This window comes from Micromonospora sp. NBC_00821, assembly GCF_036347035.1.
Lineage (GTDB): Bacteria > Actinomycetota > Actinomycetes > Mycobacteriales > Micromonosporaceae > Micromonospora > Micromonospora hortensis.
In genome coordinates this window covers 5,464,217-5,481,863 of sequence record NZ_CP108880.1, presented here as the reverse complement: position 1 = coordinate 5,481,863, position 17,647 = coordinate 5,464,217, and the positions used below count along the sequence as shown (strand labels likewise).

General features: G+C 72.5%; 15 protein-coding genes and 1 pseudogene. 9 read left to right on the top strand and 7 right to left on the bottom strand.

All coding sequences use genetic code 11. From position 1 onward, the window contains the following. Window positions 1-17: 17 nt before the first annotated feature. The 3 genes from OHB44_RS24845 to OHB44_RS24835 form a co-directional block, all read right to left on the bottom strand. The gene (locus tag OHB44_RS24845; protein ID WP_330438434.1) at window positions 18-1,844 is read right to left on the bottom strand and encodes an AMP-dependent synthetase/ligase; all 1,827 of its coding nucleotides are present in this window, start codon (window positions 1,842-1,844) and stop codon (window positions 18-20) included. Between the two features lie 137 nt (window positions 1,845-1,981). After that, on the bottom strand, window positions 1,982-2,857 hold the full coding sequence (locus tag OHB44_RS24840; RefSeq protein WP_238686015.1) for a terpene synthase family protein: 876 nt from the start codon (window positions 2,855-2,857) through the stop codon (window positions 1,982-1,984). 199 nt (window positions 2,858-3,056) lie between these two features. Beyond that, window positions 3,057-3,686 carry a TIGR03085 family metal-binding protein gene (locus OHB44_RS24835; protein WP_330438433.1) on the bottom strand — a complete coding sequence of 210 codons (630 nt, stop codon included), beginning with the start codon at window positions 3,684-3,686 and terminating at the stop codon, window positions 3,057-3,059. A 172-nt stretch (window positions 3,687-3,858) separates the two neighbouring features. Between OHB44_RS24835 and OHB44_RS24830 the strand changes: the two genes are divergently transcribed. From OHB44_RS24830 to OHB44_RS24820, 3 genes are all read left to right on the top strand, one after another. Continuing rightward, window positions 3,859-5,742, top strand: coding sequence for an ABC transporter ATP-binding protein (locus tag OHB44_RS24830; RefSeq protein ID WP_330438432.1), 1,884 nt, complete (start codon window positions 3,859-3,861; stop codon window positions 5,740-5,742). A 114-nt stretch (window positions 5,743-5,856) separates the two neighbouring features. Beyond that, window positions 5,857-7,647, top strand: coding sequence for an ABC transporter ATP-binding protein (locus tag OHB44_RS24825; protein WP_238686018.1), 1,791 nt, complete (start codon window positions 5,857-5,859; stop codon window positions 7,645-7,647). Between the two features lie 83 nt (window positions 7,648-7,730). Further along, window positions 7,731-8,480, top strand: a complete 750-nt coding sequence (locus OHB44_RS24820) for a DUF2470 domain-containing protein (RefSeq protein WP_266304900.1) — start codon at window positions 7,731-7,733, stop codon at window positions 8,478-8,480. Between the two features lie 135 nt (window positions 8,481-8,615). Here the strand turns inward: OHB44_RS24820 and OHB44_RS24815 are convergent, their stop codons facing one another. The 3 genes from OHB44_RS24815 to OHB44_RS24805 all read right to left on the bottom strand — a co-directional run bounded on the left by OHB44_RS24815 (window position 8,616) and on the right by OHB44_RS24805 (window position 10,815). After that, window positions 8,616-9,212, bottom strand: a complete 597-nt coding sequence (locus OHB44_RS24815; RefSeq protein WP_238686020.1) for a TetR/AcrR family transcriptional regulator — start codon at window positions 9,210-9,212, stop codon at window positions 8,616-8,618. 95 nt (window positions 9,213-9,307) lie between these two features. After that, entirely contained in the window at window positions 9,308-10,063 is a 756-nt protein-coding gene (locus OHB44_RS24810) for an ABC transporter permease (RefSeq protein WP_266304901.1), read from the bottom strand. Continuing rightward, window positions 10,060-10,815, bottom strand: coding sequence for an ABC transporter ATP-binding protein (locus OHB44_RS24805; RefSeq protein ID WP_238686022.1), 756 nt, complete (start codon window positions 10,813-10,815; stop codon window positions 10,060-10,062). Before OHB44_RS24805 ends, OHB44_RS24810 begins: the two co-directional genes overlap by 4 nt. 597 nt (window positions 10,816-11,412) lie before the next feature. Between OHB44_RS24805 and OHB44_RS24800 the strand changes: the two are divergent. The 4 genes and pseudogenes from OHB44_RS24800 to OHB44_RS24785 all read left to right on the top strand — a co-directional run. After that, window positions 11,413-11,649: pseudogene (locus OHB44_RS24800) on the top strand (phosphoribosyl-AMP cyclohydrolase); the annotation flags it as partial. 273 nt (window positions 11,650-11,922) lie between these two features. Beyond that, window positions 11,923-12,354 carry a phosphoribosyl-AMP cyclohydrolase gene (gene hisI / locus OHB44_RS24795; RefSeq protein WP_330441275.1) on the top strand — a complete coding sequence of 144 codons (432 nt, stop codon included), beginning with the start codon at window positions 11,923-11,925 and terminating at the stop codon, window positions 12,352-12,354. Window positions 12,355-12,412: 58 nt separating this feature from the next. Next, entirely contained in the window at window positions 12,413-13,966 is a 1,554-nt protein-coding gene (locus OHB44_RS24790) for an anthranilate synthase component I (RefSeq protein WP_330438431.1), read from the top strand. Between the two features lie 173 nt (window positions 13,967-14,139). Beyond that, entirely contained in the window at window positions 14,140-14,730 is a 591-nt protein-coding gene (locus OHB44_RS24785) for a Trp biosynthesis-associated membrane protein (protein ID WP_238686024.1), read from the top strand. 80 nt (window positions 14,731-14,810) lie between these two features. Here OHB44_RS24785 and OHB44_RS24780 read toward each other — a convergent pair whose 3' ends face one another. Continuing rightward, entirely contained in the window at window positions 14,811-15,080 is a 270-nt protein-coding gene (locus tag OHB44_RS24780) for a hypothetical protein (protein ID WP_238686025.1), read from the bottom strand. A gap of 487 nt (window positions 15,081-15,567) precedes the next feature. Here OHB44_RS24780 and trpC point away from each other — a divergent pair, with 487 nt between their 5' ends. After that, window positions 15,568-16,371 (top strand): indole-3-glycerol phosphate synthase TrpC, encoded by an 804-nt coding sequence (gene trpC, locus OHB44_RS24775; protein ID WP_030334428.1) that lies wholly within the window; start codon window positions 15,568-15,570, stop codon window positions 16,369-16,371. Between the two features lie 37 nt (window positions 16,372-16,408). Next, complete coding sequence (trpB, locus tag OHB44_RS24770) at window positions 16,409-17,647, top strand: tryptophan synthase subunit beta (RefSeq protein ID WP_330438430.1); 1,239 nt, start codon at window positions 16,409-16,411, stop codon at window positions 17,645-17,647.

Sequence of the window (17,647 nt, the reverse complement as noted above, 5' to 3'; positions counted from 1 at the left end):
GGGCCACCGGCGACGCGTCAGAGCTCGGCGAGGGTGCCGGCGTACATCTTGTCGATCTCGGCGGCGAAGTTGCTCTCCACCCCACGCCGCTTGATCTTCAACGACGGGGTGATCTCGCCGTCCTCGATCGTCAGGTCGCGCGGCAGGATGGCCACCTTCTTGATCGTCTCCCAGCGGTTGAGCTTGGCGTTGAGCTGGGCGACGTACTCCTCGACCATCGTCTGGGCCTCAGCCGACGCGACGATCTCGGTGTAGCTGCGCCCTTCGAGAGGGCCGCCGGCGACCCAGCCCCGGATGGCGTCCGGGTCCAGGGTGACCAGCATCGTGCAGAAGTTGCGGGCCTGACCGACGACGACCGCCTGCGAGGTGTACGGGCAGATGGCCTTGAACATGCCCTCGATGTGCGACGGCGCGATGTACTTGCCGCCCGAGGTCTTGACCAGGTCCTTCTTGCGGTCGGTGATGCGGAGGTAGCCCTGCTCGTCCAGGCTGCCGATGTCACCGGTACGGAAGAAACCGTCCTCGGTGAACGAGGCGGCGGTCTCCTCCGGCAGGTTGTGGTAGCCGCGCATCACCGGCCGACCCCGCACCAGGATCTCCCCGTCGGTGTCGATCTTGCACTCCAGGTCGCCCATCGCCCGACCCACGGTGCCGATGCGCAGCCCGGCCGGGGGGTTGACGAAGTTGCCGGCGCTGGTCTCGGTCAGACCGTAGCCCTCGGAGATCGGCAGGTTCGCGGCGGCGAAGAAGGTGGCGATCTCCGGGCTGAGCGGCGCGGCGCCGGACACCAGCACCCGCATCCGCCCGCCCAGGCGAGCCTGGAGCTTGCTGAACACCAGCTTCTCGGCCAGCCCGTAGCGCAGCTTCAGCCCGGCCGGCACCGGCTTGCCGGCCTGCTCCAGGGCGACCTTCTCCTTGCCGACGCCGACGGCCCAGCCAAAGATCTTCGCCTTCGCGCCGCCGGCGCCCTGCGCGGTGGTCACTGCCTTGTTGTAGACCTTCTCGAACACCCGGGGCGCGCCGCACATCAGCGTTGGGCGGATGACCGAGAGAAGATCGACCAGCTTGTCCACCCGCCCGTCGACGTAGGTGGGCAGGCCGACGTGGATGGCACCACAGAGCAGGGTCTTGCCGAACGAGTGGGCCAGCGGCAGCCACAGGTACTGCAGGTCGTCGTCGCGCAGCAGCCCGACGTCGGCCTGGGCCACGGCCTCCCAGCACCAGCCGCCGTGCAGCAGTTCGACGCCCTTGGGTTGGCCGGTGGTGCCGGAGGTGTAGATCAGGGTGGCCAGGTGGTCCGGGCCGATGCCGGCCACCAGCATGTCGATCAGCTCCGGCTCGGCGGCCAGCGCCTGGGTGCCGCGTGCCTCCAGGTCGGCGAGTGTCAACTGCGCGATCGCGGCGTTCGGGTCGACGGCGCCGTCGAGGAGCACCACGTGGGTGAGCGCGGGCAGGGACGCCCCGCCGATCTTCGCCGCCTGGGCCGGGTTCTCCGCGAACAGCACCTTCGACCCGGAGTCGGCGATGATGTACGTCGCGTCGGCCGGTTCGGTGGTCGGGTAGACGGTGGTGGTCGCGCCGCCGGCGCACATGATGCCGAGGTCGGCGATCACCCATTCCAGCCGGGTGTTGGCGAGGATCGCGACCGGGTCCTCCTGGCCGACGCCCAGGCCGTGCAGGCCGGCGGCGACCGCCTTGGCGCGCTGGCCGACCTGTGCCCAGGTCAGCCAGACTGGTCCCGAGTCGTCGGAGTTCGGGGACGCGAACGCGAACCGGTCGGGGGTGGCCGCCACGCGCTTGAGGAACATGTCCGGGATGGAGCGGTACGGTACATCGAGAGCCATCGCTGTAGCCGCCTTCGGGGGTGGTGGCGTGACGGTCGTCACGTCATGATGGTTACCGAAGAGTATTGCCTGTTGCCGTGCATCGGCTAGCCCTGGTGATCGTCCGGCCGGCCCGTCCCATCAACCGGTACGGCCGATCAGGCGTACCGGGCGGCCACCACTGACCAGTCGTAGGTGGCCCGGACCCAGTTGCGCCGGGCGGCCAGGGCGTCGCGGATCCCGTCGTCGCCGGCGGCGCGCAGCGCCTCCTCCGCGTCCAGGTACGTCGCCAAACCCTGGTTGAACCGGTGTGCCGCACTGCGGAGCGCTGTCACCTCGTCCGCGTCGCTGTCCTGGGCGAGCACAGTGACGAGGTTGTGCGCGTCCGGGTCGGCCTGGCTCTCCTTGCCGTAGGAGAAGAGGTCGTTGCACCAGCAGACCAGGTCCACCGCCAGCAGGTCCAGGGCGACCAGCCCCGGGTTGGCGCGCTGGGTCGGCCCGGAGGGCCGCGTCGACGCCAGGTCGGTCAGGGTGAGGCAGGGATGCACGCCGCCGATGTGCCGGCGTAGCTGCACGTACTCCGCCACCTCGGGTACGCGCCGACGTTCCCGGTTGCCCGCCTCCCAGAGCAGCGCCAACAGGTACTCGCGCATCTGGCTGACGAACCGCAGCAGCAGTCCGGCGTGATCGTGCAGTCGGGTCCGGCGGCAGAGGTCGTGCAGCGCGTCACCCAGTGGCCCGACGGCGGGCGGCGCGACGTACGGGTCACCGCACCGGTCCAGCACGTCGAGCAGGGTGCTGATCGCCGGGCCCAGTCGGACCGGGTCGGCGCCGAGGCCGTCCTCGTCGCAGGCGTCGTCCATCACGAAAAGCCAGCTGATCAGGTCGGTGAGCAGCCGCAGGCCCTCGATTGAGCCGTCCGGGCAGGCGCGTCCGGCCAGTCCGGCGGCGTCGGCCCGCTCCAGGCGGTGCACGCGTTGGCTGGAATCGACCAGCCCGAACGTGCGCGCCCAGTCGATGCTCTCACTCGCCACCTGGTCCGTGGCCCCGTGGCGGCCCGTGGGAAACGGGGGTTCCCGCAGCGCCGAAATCGCGAAGTCCCGCACAGTGTGCCCCCACTCCGTGCCGCCCGGCGCGGAGCGGCGCGGTGAAGCGTACGGGAGGAGGTATCAGCATGTTTCGCTGGGTGTGGGAAATTCCACAGTCGTTCGGTGACCGTTTACGTACAGGTGGTTACATGCCCAGGTGGGCGGTGCGTAGCCGCTGAGCCGCCTCCGCCGAACCGTTCAGTTGGACCCGGGCCACCCGTTGCCGGCCGGAGAAGAACAGCACCAGCTCAGCCGGGGCGCCGACCAGGCGCAGTGGCTCACCACCGCGGCCGAGGGAGACCTCACCGTGGCCCGGCGCCTGCACGTAGAGGTCCGCCGGAAAACGCCGCAGCGCCAGCCGGGCCATCGGGGCCGCGCGCTTCCAGAGCGCGCTCTGCAGGCCGACCGGCAGATCGCGCGGCTGCCACCCGGAGCCGGCCCGCCGGACGTCCTCATGATGGATGAAGAACTCCATCGTGTTGGCCAACTCGTCGGTCAGCGGGTTGCTGACCGGGCTCCACACCGGCGGTCGGCGCACCTGTGCCACCAACCCGGGGTAGGGCCGTGCGGCGAGTCGCCGACGGACCCGCTCGGCGTAGCCGCGCAGCGGCGGCAGCACTATCCCACCCGCCGCGTCCGGACGGCGCTCCCGCAGCACCAGATGCGCGGCGAGGTCACGGGTCGCCCAGCCCTCGTTGATGGTCGGGGCGTCCGGCCCGAGGGCCAGGAGAAGATCGGCCAGCGCCTCGCGCTCGGCTCGGGCGTACCGCGGCATGGCCCGATCGTAGGCCCGGCGGCCCGTCGGCGCGCGACAGCGGACGCCGGTCGACGCCGACGGCACGCCGCCGTCCGGTACGTGATGGTCGACATATCCAGTCAGGGTCGGCGGCACTGGCCCCGACCGGTAAGGATGAGGGAGATAATTGCGGCTTACGGCGGGGGAGAGCGTGGCGAGCAAGACAAGTCGGGACGTTCTCAGTCGAGGGCTGGGGGTCCTGCGGCAGGCGATCCGTGAGCAACCGCGGATCTTCTCGGTGGCGGTCGTCGGCAGCGTGCTCTTCGGCGGGATGATCATTGTCAGCGCCCGGGTGGTCGGGTCGGTCATCGGTGAGGTGGCGCTTCCGGCCATCGAACGCGGCGAGGTGGGCGCCGGCACCCTGGCGTTGGCCGCGGCCGCGTTGTTCGGGATCAGCGTGCTGCGGGTGGCGGGCATCTTCGGCCGCCGGCTCGGCGCCGGCTACATGCAGTACCGCCTCCAGGCCTCCTACCGCCGCCGGGTGACCCGTCGGTACCTGGAGCTGCCGCTGTCCTGGCACCACCGCAACTCCACCGGCACCCTGCTGTCCAACGCCAACTCCGACGTGGAAGCGGCCTGGTACCCGATCGCGCCGCTGCCGTTCGCCGTCGGCACGTTGGTGATGCTTGTCGGCGCGATCGTGTCGCTCTTCGCCACCGACTGGGCGCTCGCCCTGGTCGGGCTCGCGGTCTTCCCCGCGCTGTTCGCGCTCAACGTCGTCTACTCCCGCCGGATGGCCCCCCGGCAGGCCCGGGCACAGCGCCTGCGCGCCGAGGTCAGCGGCATCGCCCACGAGAGCTTCGACGGCGCACTGGTGGTCAAGACGATGGGCCGCGAGGCCCAGGAGACCGCCCGGTTCGCGGGCCGCGCCGGTGAGCTGCGCGACTCGCTGATCGCTGTCGGCCGGCTGCGCGGCATCTTCGACCCGCTGCTGGAGACGCTGCCCAGCCTCGGCACCCTGGCCGTGCTGGTGGTCGGGGCGTTCCGGCTGCGCCAGGGCGCGATCAGCGTCACCGAGCTGGTCAGCGTGGCCTTCCTCTTCACTGTGCTGGCCTTCCCGGTGCGGGCCATCGGTTGGGTGCTGGCCGAGCTGCCGCGCAGCGTCGCCGGCTGGGACCGGGTGCGCCGGGTCCTCGACGCCACCGGCGAGATGCCGTACGGGCAGCGGGTGCTCGACCCGGCCGGCGCCGGCCCGGCCACCCTCACCTTCGACGACGTGCACTACTCCTACCCGCCGGCCGAAGCGCACCCGCCCGGCGCGCAGGTCCTCGGCGAGGTCGGCTTCACGGTGCCCGCCGGTCGGACGGTGGCCCTGGTGGGGCCGACCGGCGCCGGCAAGTCCACCATCGCCTCGCTGGCGGTGCGTCTCGTCGACCCGGACTCCGGCACTGTGAACCTGGACGGCGTGGACGTGCGCGAGCTGACCTCCGCGTCGCTGGCCGGCACTGTGGCACTGGTCGCCCAGGTGCCGTTCATCTTCGACGACACGGTCCGCGCCAACATCGCCCTCGACCGGCCCGGTGTCGACGACGAGGTGGTCTGGGCGGCGCTGCGGCTGGCTGAGGCGGACGGTTTCGTCGCCGCGCTGCCCGATGGTCTGGACACCATGGTCGGCGAGCGGGGCACCTCGCTCTCCGGCGGGCAGCGGCAGCGTCTCACCCTGGCCCGCGCGCTGGCCGGTCGCCCGCGCCTGCTGGTGCTCGACGACGCGACGAGCGCTGTCGATCCTCGAGTGGAAGCGGCCATCCTGGCGGGGCTGCGGTCGTCGACCACGGAGGCGGGAGTTCCGGCCGCGTCGATCCTGGTGGTGGCGTACCGCCGGGCCACCATCGCCCTCGCCGACGAGGTCATCTACGTGGAGCAGGGACGGGTGGTCGCCCGAGGCACCCACAGCGAGTTGTTGGCCACCGTGCCCGGCTACGTCGACCTGGTCACCGCCTACGAGCAGGCCGAGGTGGAGCGGGCACAGGAAAGTTCCTACGGCGACGACGTGGCACCGCTGCCGTCGGGCCTGGAGATCGAGGTGGACCGGTGAGCGCGAGGAGTGCAGCGCAGCGGAGCCCCGCAGTCGCGAACGAAAGGCCAGACCGGTGAGCGCGAGGAGTGCAGCGCAGCGGAGCCCCGCAGTCGCGAACGAAAGGCGGGCCCGGTGAGCGCGACGACGGAAACGAGTGACACGCCGGAGACCCGGCAGGAGACGACCTGGCAGACCCTGCGTCGGGGCCTGGCGCTCTCGCCGGAACTACGGATCGGTCTGGCCGGTACGTTGGCCCTGGCGTTGGTCTACATGGTCGGTCGGGTCGCCGTGCCGGTCGCCGTGCAGCAGGGCATCGACCGGGGCCTCGTCGGTGGTCTGAATCTGAACGTGGTCTGGACGGTGGTGGCGATCACCACGGCGATCCTGACGATCACCACGATCTGCGGCTACCTGATGATGCGCCGGCTCTTCACGGTCAGCGAGACGGCGCTGGCCAACGTGCGGACGCGCGCGTTCCGCCACGTGCACGACCTGTCGATGTTGCACCAGCAGTCGGAGCGGCGCGGTTCGCTGGTCTCGCGGGTCACCAGCGACGTGGACCAGATCACCCAGTTCCTCCAGTGGGGCGGGGTGATCCTGCTGGTCAACCTCGGTCAGCTGGTGGTCACCACCGCCGTCATGCTGGCGTACTCCTGGCAGTTGACACTTGTGGTGTTGGCCGCGTTCCTGCCGGCGGTGTTCGTGATCCGGCAGTTGCAACGTCGCCTCGGCAGCGCGTACGCGACTGTGCGCCAACGCACCGGGACGTTGCTCGGCGCGATCGGCGAGAGCGTGGTGGGCGCGCCCGTGATCCGGGCGTACGGAATCGCCGGGCGCACCGAGCGGCGGCTGGACGAGGCGATCGACCGGCAGCGGCTGGCGCAGCAGCGGGCGATCCGGATCAGCATCGTGGGCAGCTCGGTCGGCGAGTTGGCGGCGGGGCTGGCGCTGGCCGGTGTGGTGGTGCTCGGCGTGCTGTTGGGCGTCGACGGCACGCTGTCGATCGGCCAGCTGACCGCGTTCCTCTTCCTGGTGACGCTGTTCATCCAGCCGGTGCAGATCGCGACCGAGGTGCTCAACGAGGCGCAGAACGCGATCGCCGGTTGGCGTCGGGTGCTGGACGTGCTGGACGTCGCCCCGGACGTGGCCGACCCGGGGGAGCAGGGGCGGGAGCTGCCGGGCGGGCCGCTGGACATCCGGTTCTCCGGTGTGCGGTTCGCCTATCCGGGTGGTCCGCCGGTGCTGCACGACATCGACCTGGAGATCCCGGCGAAGAGCCGGGTGGCGGTGGTCGGTGAGACCGGCAGCGGCAAGACCACGTTCGCCAAGTTGCTGACCCGGCTGATGGACCCGTCGGCCGGGGCGGTGCTGCTGTCCGGGGTGCCGCTGACCGACGTCCGGTTCGGCTCGCTGCGCTCCCGCGTGGTGATGGTGCCGCAGGACGGGTTCCTCTTCGACGCGACGGTGGGGGACAACGTCCGGTTCGCCCGCCCGGAGTTGACCGACGAGCAGTTGAGCGCCGCCTTCACCGAGCTGGGCCTGTCGGACTGGCTGGAGGGTCTGCCGGCGGGCCTGGACACTCCGGTCGGGGAGCGCGGCGAGGCGCTCAGCGTCGGGGAGCGGCAGCTTGTCGCGCTGGCCCGCGCGTACGTGGCCGACCCGGACCTGCTGGTGCTCGACGAGGCGACCAGCGCTGTGGACCCGGCGACGGAGGTGCGGTTGCAACGCACGTTGGACGCTGTCACCCGGGGTCGGACCACCCTCGCCATCGCGCACCGGCTCTCCACGGCGCAGGCCGCCGACGAGGTGATCGTGGTGGACCGTGGTCGGGTGGTGCAGCGCGGCTCGCACGACGAGCTGGTTCGCGACGCCGACTCGGTGTACGGCCTGCTCTACGCCTCCTGGCTGGAGCAGACCCGGTGAGGTGCGGCGGTGTGGTGGACGCCGACGGGCGGGTGCTCTAGGCTCCGGTTAGGTAAGCCTAACCTTTGAAGGAGGTCGCGCCCATGCGGCCCAACTCCGCCGAGATCGTCCGTACCCTCGTCGCCGGGCGCCTGCCCGGCCTCGTGCACCTGGCCCACCGGCCGGGCCCGCACCACGCCCGGCACGTCACCGACTCGGACGGGCGGGTGCTGCTGCTGGTGCCGGTGGCCAGCCACCTGGCCGCCGCCCTGCAACCGGCCGCCGGGGGCAGCGACGTCGCCGTGGTGCTCGACGTGCTCGACCTGCCGCCCGCCGCCGGTGCGCCCGGCCTGGGTCGGGCCTGGGTGTCCGGCTGGGCGGCCGAACTGCGCGGCGACGAGGCCCGCCACGCGGCTGTCGAGTTCGCCGCTGTGGAGCCGACCGGCGACCTGCTCGACCTGGGCACCCGGTTCCGGCTGTTCCGCTTCGAGGTGGTCGAGGTCCGCTGGGAGCGGGCCGGCGTCGTGCACCGGATCGACCCGGTGGAGTACGCCGAGGCCGAGCCCGACCCGGTGCACCCGGTCGAGGCCCGCCTGCTCGCCGACCTCGCCGAGTGCCACGGCGCCCAGGTGACGGAGTACCTGCGCCGGCAGCTCGGGTTGACCGGGCAGACCCCGGACGGGCCGCCCCGGGTGGTGCGCATCGACCGCTACGGGCTGGTGGTGGCCCTCGGCCAACCCGGCGCCCGCCGTCGCGTCCGGCTGGCCTTCCCCGGCCCGGTGGACGACCCGGCCGAGCTGCCCCAAGTGCTGCCGCCGCTGCGACTAACAGCCGACGCCCGCCCCCCGCGCTAACCGCCCCGCCCCGCCCCGCACCGCCCCACCCCGCCGATCTTGCACTTTCGGTCGTCGGTACGCGTGGTATTTCCCTTTGGTCGGGACAGAAAGTGCAAGATCGCGTCGGGGTCGGGGTTCGGCGGCGCCGTCGGGTCAGCTCGGTAGCGGGCCGGTGAGGTAACGCTGGATCGTGGGGCCGATCGCGGCCACCAGGGTTTCCGGATCCGCCGAGGCGACCGGCTCAAGGCGCACCACGTGCCGCATCATGGCCAGCCCGATCATCTGGGTGGCCACCAGCGAGCCACGCAGCGGTAGCTCGACCGGGTCGACGTCGAGGTTCTCCAGCACCCGGCGCAGCACCTGGGTGGTGACGAACTCACGCAGCAGCCGAGCGGTCCACTCGTTGCTCACCGCGGAGCGCAGCAGTGCCTGTGCCGCGCTGCCGGTCGGAGAGTCCCAGACGCCGAGGAAGATGCGCACCATCCGCTCACCGACGCCGTCCCGGTCGCCGGCGAGCACCTTCGGCACCAGCTGACCGGGGTCGACCGGAAAGTTCATCGCGGCAAGGAAGAGCTGATCCTTGCTGCCGAAGTAGTGGTGCACGAGCGCCGGGTCGACCTGCGCCGTACCGGCGATGCCCCGGATCGAGGCGGCGTCGTAGCCACGTTCGGCGAACGCCGTCCGCGCCGCGTCGAGAATCGCCTCCCGGGTGCCCGGGTTGCCGGGTCGCCGGCCGGTCCGCCGCGTCATCGCCGCCCTTCGTTCGTCCGCCTCGGCCCGTCGTGGACCGGCCCGCCCACGCCGGGGTCGGCTGCCGCGCTGGCCGCCGCCCCCGACGTCGGCGGTCAGCCGCTGCGTCGCCGCAGGGTGGCCGCCGCGAGCACCAGCGCCAGCACGACCGCGCCGAACACCACAGCGACGTCGCGCCACAGCCGGCCGGTCGGTTCGGCGTGGGCGCCGACCTCCTGCAACGCCTCGATGGCGTACGACAGGGGGAAGGCGTCACTGAGCGCCTGGAGCCAGCCGGCCATCTGGTCGCGGGCCACGAACAGCCCGCAGAGCAGCAGTTGGGGGACCACCACGACTGGCAGGAACTGTACTGCCTGGAACTCGGTGCGCGCGAAGGCACTGCACAGCAGCCCGAGGGCGACGCCGAGCACGGCGTCGAGCACGGCGATCCCGAGCACCAGCCCGATGCTGCCGGCGGTCTCCAGATCGAAGATCCAGTACGCCACCGCGGCGGCGACGGCTGCCTGCACGGCGGCGGCCAGCCCGAACGCGATGCCGTACCCGAAGAGCAGATCGAGCTTGCCCAGCGGGGTGGTGAGCAGCCGCTCCAGCGTGCCCGAGGTGCGTTCCCGCAGCATGGCGATGCTGGTCACCAGAAACATGATCACGAAGGGGAAGATGCCGAGCATCACCAGCGCGATCCGGTCGAAGGTGGTCGGCTGGCCGGGCGGTGTCGGTTGGTCGGCGTACATGAAGTAGACAAGGGTGAGCAGGACGGCCGGCACCACCACGAGCAGCGCGATGGTCCGCCGGTCGTGCCGGAGCTGACGCAGGATGCGCCCGGTGGTGGCGGCGAGAATTCGCGCGTTCATGCTGTCTCCCGTGCGGCTGTCACGTCGGTGCTGGTGGAGGCGGCCTCGCCGGCCCGGATGAGCCGCAGGAACGCCTCGTCGAGGTCGTCCACTCCGGCGGCGGCGCGGATCGCGGCCGGGCTGTCGTCGGCGATCAACCGCCCCTGGCGGATCAGCAGCAGTTGGTCGCAGCGCGCCGCCTCGTCCATGACGTGGCTGGACACCAGCAGGGTGGTGCCGGCGGCGGCCATCGCGTGGAACCGGGCCCACAGGTCGGCCCGCAGCACCGGGTCCTGGCCGACTGTCGGCTCGTCGAGGATGACCAGCTCAGGCTCCCCGACCAGGGCACATGCCAGCGAGGCTCGGCTGCGTTGACCGCCGGAGAGGGTGCCGACCAGTTGACCGGCGGCCTCGGCCAGCCCGACGTCGCTGATCGCCCGGTCGGCCTCGGCGCGCCCACGCCCGTAGAGGGCCGCGAAGTAGCGGGCGTTTTCCCGGACGGTCAGGTCGGCGTAGACGCTCGGCGCCTGGGTCAGGTAGCCCACCCGGTGCCGCAGCGCGGGAGTGCCCGCCGGTTGGCCGAGCACGGTGACCGTCCCGCCGCTGACCACCTGCACCCCGACCACCGCGCGCATGAACGTGGTCTTGCCGCTGCCGCTGGGGCCGAGCAGCCCGGTGACCGCACCGCGCGGAACCCGGCAGCTGATGCCGTCCAGCACCCGCCGCCCACCCCGGTCCACGACCAGGTCTCGGACGGCTATCGCATCGTCCATCACACACCTCCACCTAAACTCATCACCTGTTGAACTCAACGCTAGATGAAATACCGGGTCGGGCGCAACGCCCGCACCGGTGTCCGGCTGGCCCGCCGTGGCGCGGAGCGCGAGAACGGGCAGTAGGCTCCGGACCGGACACGAAGTCCGCCAACGGGCATTGCGCGCCGATCGGACGTACGGCACGATGGCGCGGTGGGTCACGCTCCGTTACCGGATAGCGGTTTTCTTGAGGATTGGGCCGCGCGGTTGCGGCAGGCCGCCGAGCGGCCGGTCGTCGGCATCCTGTTGCGCGGCAGCCACGCCCGCCGTGCCGCCACCGCGCACAGCGACGTGGACCTCGACGTGTTGGTCGGCGGCGCCCCGTACGCGGCCCGCCGGGCCTACCTCGACGAGTCCGCAGGCCAGGTCACTCACGTCTCGGTGGCCGCCCGGGACATCCGGTCCTGGGTGGACCGCTTGGGCGAACCGGCCGACTGGGCGTTCGGGCTGCCGGTCACCGCGCCGGCGCGGCTGCTCTGGGCCGACCCGCACTGGCGGCCCCGGATCGACCTGCCGGTGCTCTGCCAGCCCGCCGAGCCACCCCGGCTGGAAGAGATGATCGCCACGCTGGGTAAGGCCGCCGCCGCCCGCGCGGCCAGCGACCGCCTCGGGGTCCGGCTCGCCGTCGCCGACCTGGCGCGGCTGTGCCCCTCGGTGCTGCGCCCGGCCAACCCTTCCGTGCGGGTCCACTCCCGCCGGGCGGCCTTCGCGGCGGCCCTGGAACTGCCTGTGGCTCCACCCGGCTACCGGACGGACATGCTGCTCTGCCTCGGGCTGCGCCCGGGCGCCACCGGGCAGCTCTGGGCCGCCGCCGTACGGCTGGTCGCCGGCACGCTGCCGTTGATCCGGCCGTACGCCGAGGAGATCGCCGACACGGCCGGCGCGGACCTGGCCGCCGCCCTGGTCGACGGCCGGCTGGATCGCTACGTCGCCCAGCTGGCCCGGCCGGCCGGGCCCCCGTCGCAGCCTCGGCCCTTGTCACAGCCCTGGCTCTCGGAGCCTTCGCCGCAGCCCTGGCGGGAGCGGTCGGCGGTGCCCGTGCCGCGTGCGGGAGAATTGGCGACTGTGCCCGTACCTGACTCGCCGGTGACCGGCGTCCCCAGCGATCCGAACGAGCTGGCCGCGCCCGCGCCGGCACGCCCGTCCCGGCTCGACCCGGCCATCGCGGCCCAGCTGCGCCGCACCGTCGACGGTCTGGTCGCCGCGGTGGTGCGCGCGCACGACTCCGGTGAGGTGCTGATGGTCGCCTGGATGGACGACGAGGCGTTGCACCGCACCCTCACCACCGGCCGGGCCACCTACTGGTCGCGTAGCCGCCGCGAATACTGGGTCAAAGGCGCCACCTCCGGGCACCACCAGTACGTGCGGTCGGTCGCCCTGGACTGCGACGGGGACGCGCTGCTGGTGACCGTGGAGCAGGTCGGCGCGGCCTGCCACACCGGGCACCGGACCTGCTTCTTCACCGAGCTGCCCGTGACCGGGACGGAGGCGCCGTGAGCACGCGGAGCGCAACCCGGCGAAGCACCGCAGTCACTACCGAAAGGCGGGTCGGCTGATGACCGACGGCACCCTCAGCCCCGACCTGGCCACCTTCACCGCGCTGGCCGCCGACTGGCGGGTGGTGCCGGTCACCCGGCGGCTGCTGGCCGACGCGGAGACCCCGGTCGGGGTCTACCGGAAGCTGGCCGGTGGGCCGGGCACGTTCCTGCTGGAATCGGCCGAGCAGGGCGTCGGCTCGGCCGGCATGGCCTGGTCGCGCTACTCGTTCATCGGCGTACGCAGCAGCGCGACCCTGATCGAGCGCGACGGTGTGGCGACCTGGCTCGGCCAGCCGCCGGCCGGGCTGAGCACCGAGGGTGACCCGGTGCGGATGCTGCGGGAGACGGTGGCGGCGCTGGCCGGCCCGGTAGGGGACCCGTCCGACGGTCTGCCGCCGCTGACCGGGGGCATGGTCGGCTACCTCGGCTACGACCTGATCCGGCGCTTCGAGCGGTTGCCCGAGTTGACCGAGGACGACCTGGGTGTCCCGGAGCTGGGCATGATGCTCGCCACCGACCTGGTGGTGCTCGACCACTACGACGGCTCGGCGATCCTGGTCGCCAACGCGGTGCTGCCGCCGTTGGACGCCCCGGACCGCGCCCCGCAGGTCGCCGCCGCCTACCACCACGCGGTGGGCCGGTTGGACGCGATGACCACAGCGCTGTCCCGGCCCATCCCGCCGATGATCTCCACGGTCGAGCGCCCGCCGGCCGGCGAGGTGCAATGCCGTACGCCCGACGGTGGTTACCCGAAGGCGGTGGAGGCGGCCAAGGAGGCGATCAGGGCCGGTGAGTGCTTCCAGATCGTGCTCTCCCAGCGGTTCGAGCGGACGACCCACGCCGACCCGCTGGACGTCTACCGGGTGCTGCGCACCAGCAACCCGAGCCCGTACATGTACCTGCTGCGCTTCGACGGGTTCGACATCGTCGGCTCGTCCCCGGAGGCGCACCTGAAGGTCACCGGGGCCGCGGACGGGCGGCGCCGAGCGTTGCTGCACCCGATCGCCGGCACCCGGCCGCGGGGTGGCACCCCCGCCGCCGACGCCGCGCTCGCCGCCGAGCTGCTCGCCGACCCGAAGGAACGAGCCGAGCACGTGATGCTGGTCGACCTCGGCCGCAACGACCTGGGACGGGTCTGTCAGCCCGGGAGCGTGGAGGTGCCCGAGTTCGCCACGATCGAGCGGTACAGCCACGTCATGCACATCGTCTCCACAGTCACCGGCACGCTGCGTGACGACCAGAGCGCCTTCGACGCGCTGGCCGCGACCTTCCCGGCCGGCACGCTCTCCGGGGCGCCCAAGGTGCGCGCCATGGAGATCATCGAGGAGTTGGAGCCGGTCCGTCGTGGCCTCTACGGCGGCACCGTCGGCTACTTCGGCTTCGGCGGCGACCTGGACATGGCGATCGCCATCCGGACCGCGCTGATCCGCGACGGCCGCGCCTACGTCCAGGCCGGGGCCGGGGTGGTCGCCGACTCGGACCCGGCCACCGAGGACCAGGAGACGCGGAACAAGGCCGCGGCAGTGCTGGCCGCGATCGCGGCCGCCGAAACCCTCCGGCCGGCACGGTGAGCGTGAGGAGTGCGGCGAAGCGGAGCCCCGCAGTCGCGAACGAAGGGCCAGTCCGGTGAGCGCGAGGAGTGCAGCGAAGCGGAGCCCCGCAGTCGCGAACGAAGGGCCAGTCCGGTGAGCGTGAGGAGTGCGGCGAGGCGGAACCCCGCAGTCGCGAACGAAGGGATGAGCTCGTGAGCGGCGGGGAGCGGTCCGTCGTCGGCCGGCGCGCGCTGACGTACGCCGTGCTGCTCTGCCTGGCCGGCGCGGGCCTGGCGCTGTGGGCCGCGACGCGCAGTTGGTCGGTCGAGCTGACGGTACGTCCGGCGCCGCTGCCGCCGGTGCGTGACACCCGCAGCGGTGCGAGCCTGCTGCCCTGGCTGCCGGCGTTGGCCCTGGTGACCTTGGCCGGGGGCGGCGCGGTGCTGGCCACCCGGGGCCGCCTGCGTCGGGTGCTCGGGGCGCTACTCGGCGTACTCGGTCTGGCCGTGGCGGCCGGCGGCGGGTATGGGCTGGTAGCCGACGTGGGCGGCGACGCGAGCCGGCAGTGGCCGGCGCTCTGCCTGCTCGGCGGCCTGCTGGCCGCCGGGGGAGGCTGGTGGACGGCGGTGCGTGGCGGTGACTGGCCGGCGATGGGCGCCCGGTACGAACGTCCGGCGCGGACCGCGCCGCAGGCCGCGCCGCCGCAGAGCGACCCGGCCGTGCCGCCGACGCCGTTGGCGGGGCGGCGGACCACCGAGGCGTGGGACGCGCTGGACCGGGGCGAGGACCCGACGGACGACTGACCCGACGGCTGGCTGACGCGACGGCTGGCTGACGCGACGGCCGCGACGGCCGGTTGACGCGACGGCCGGCGGGCGGGCGGTCAGCCGACCGGCTGGCGCTCCCACTCGGCGCGGCTACTGGCGGCGCGGGCGGCGGTCAGCTCGGCGACCAGGCGGTTCAGCTCGGCGCGTTGGTCGGCGCGAGCCCGGTCGGCGCAGACCGCCTCCCAGGCGTTGCCCCGTGCCGTCCGCATCCGCCCCTCGCCCACCACGGCCCGTTCCACGGTGTGCACCACTCCGACGGCGAGCGATGCCACAGTCCGCGAGATGGTGGTCAGTCCGATGCTCGGGTTCGACTCGGAAATGCTCATGGTCACCTCGCACGAGGAGTTGCTGCGGTCGGGGCAGGCGCGCCATCGAGTCTGCCCGAGGACGATGCTCGCCCGTCGACGTTTCGCCACGGTGACCGCCCGGTCAACTGTCTCGCCTCGGCCGTGACCAGGCACCGTCCGTTCGGCCTTGAGCTTGCTCACAGCATCGATCGACATCGCTGCGGCCGGGCGGCGAGCGGAAACTGGTGGCATGATCGATGGACCGGCCCGGTCTGACCGCGGCCGCCAGGCTCCATACCGCGTGACGGTGGTCGATACCGGAGGTGGCGCTGCGTGACAACCCCTTCACGGCAAGTCGGCCATTATGCCGCAGCCCTTTTCGTGAGCAGCGCCATACCCCCGGCATTCGGCGTCGGTCGGCTGCCCCTAGCATCGGCCCATGACGCCCGGAGAGGGGAGTCCGTTCGTGACTGCTGAGCATGCGCACGCGGAGGGGGACGAGGCCGGCCAGGCAGCGTCCGTAAGCGTGCTCGACGAGATTCTGGCCGGCGTGCGTGAAGACGTCGCCCGACGCCAGGAGCAGGTTCCGCTGGAGCGGATCCGTGAACTGGCAGCGGCGGCGCCGCCGCCCATGGACGCGTACGCGGCGCTGCGCAAGCCCGGCGTGGCCGTGATCGCCGAGGTGAAGCGTTCGTCGCCGTCCAAGGGCCGGCTGGCCGAGATCGCCGATCCGGCCGACCTCGCTGTCGACTACGCGGCCGGTGGGGCGCGGGCGATCAGCGTGCTGACCGAGGGCCGCTGGTTCGGCGGTTCGCTGGACGACCTGGCGGCCGTCCGTGCCGCGGTCACCGTGCCGGTCCTGCGTAAGGACTTCGTGGTCTCCAGCTATCAGATCCACGAGGCCCGCGCGCACGGCGCCGACCTGGTGCTGCTGATCGTCGCCGCCCTCGAGCAGAACGTCCTGATGGGCCTGCTGGAGCGGATCGAGTCGCTGGGCATGACCGCCCTGGTCGAGGTGCACGACGAGGAAGAGGCCGACCGCGCGCTGGAGGCCGGCGCGCAGGTGATCGGGGTCAACGCCCGTGACCTGCGTACCCTGGAGGTCGACCGGTCGGTGTTCGAGCGGATCGCGCCCGGCCTGCCCAGCAGCGTCGTCAAGATCGCCGAATCCGGCGTTCGCGGCCCGCACGACCTGATCCGGTACGCCTCCGCGGGCGCCGACGCGGTCCTCGTGGGCGAGGGCCTGGTCACCCAGAAGAGCCCCCGCGAGGCGGTCGCCGAGTTGGTCAACGCGGGCAACCACCCGGCAACGCCCCGGCCGGTGCGCTGACCCGCGCCGGTCTGACGTCCCAGCGAGAGGATTCCCGATGAGCGCCGACGCGCTGGCCCCGGTGGCCGGCCCGCAGCCCGACTCCGCCGGCCACTTCGGCCGCTTCGGCGGTCGGTTCGTTCCCGAGGCCCTGGTGGCCGCGCTGGACGAGCTCGACGGGGCGTGGCGTACGGCGATGGAGGACGAGTCCTTCCGGGCGGAGTTCGGCGCGTTGTTGCGCGACTACGCCGGCACGCCTTCGCTGCTGTACGAGGCCCGACGGTTCTCCGCGAAGGTCGGCGCGCGGGTGCTGCTCAAGCGCGAGGACCTCAACCACACGGGTGCGCACAAGGTGCGCAACGTGCTCGGCCAGGCGCTGCTCACCAAGCGGATGGGCAAGACCCGGGTGATCGCGGAGACCGGCGCCGGCCAGCACGGTGTCGCCACCGCGACCGCCGCCGCCCTGTTCGACCTGGAGTGCGTGGTCTACATGGGCCAGGTCGACACCGAGCGGCAGGCGCTCAACGTGGCCCGGATGCGGATGCTCGGCGCGACGGTCATCCCGGTCACCAACGGCTCGCGCACCCTCAAGGACGCGATGAACGAGGCGATGCGCGACTGGGTGGCCAACGTCGACGAGACGCACTACCTGATCGGCACCGCAGCGGGCCCGCACCCGTTCCCGGCGATGGTGCGCGACTTCGTCAGGGGCATCGGTGACGAGGCCCGTCAGCAGTGCCTGGACCTCACCGGCGGGCTGCCGGACGCCGTCACTGCCTGCGTCGGCGGCGGCTCCAACGCGCTGGGCATCTTCCACGCGTTCGTTGGTGACGAGGCCGTGCGGCTGTACGGCTTCGAAGCCGGTGGCGAAGGGGTGGCCACCGGCCGGCACGCGGCGAGCATCACCGGCGGGTCAGCCGGGGTCCTGCACGGCACCCGCACCTTCGTGCTCCAGGACGCCGACGGGCAGACCCTGGAGTCGCACTCGATCTCCGCCGGCCTGGACTACCCGGGCGTCGGGCCCGAGCACGCGTGGCTGCACGACACCGGCCGGGCGAACTACCTGCCGGTCACCGACGACGAGGCGATGGCCGCGTTCGAGCTGCTCTGCCGTACCGAGGGCATCATCCCGGCGATCGAGAGCGCACACGCGCTCGCCGGCACCGTCGCGCTGGCCCCGAAGCTCGCCGCGGAGCTGGGCCGGGAGCCCACCATCGTGGTCAACCTCTCCGGGCGGGGCGACAAGGACGTGCACACCGCCGGCGACTACTTCGGCATCCTCGACAAGGAGCGGTGA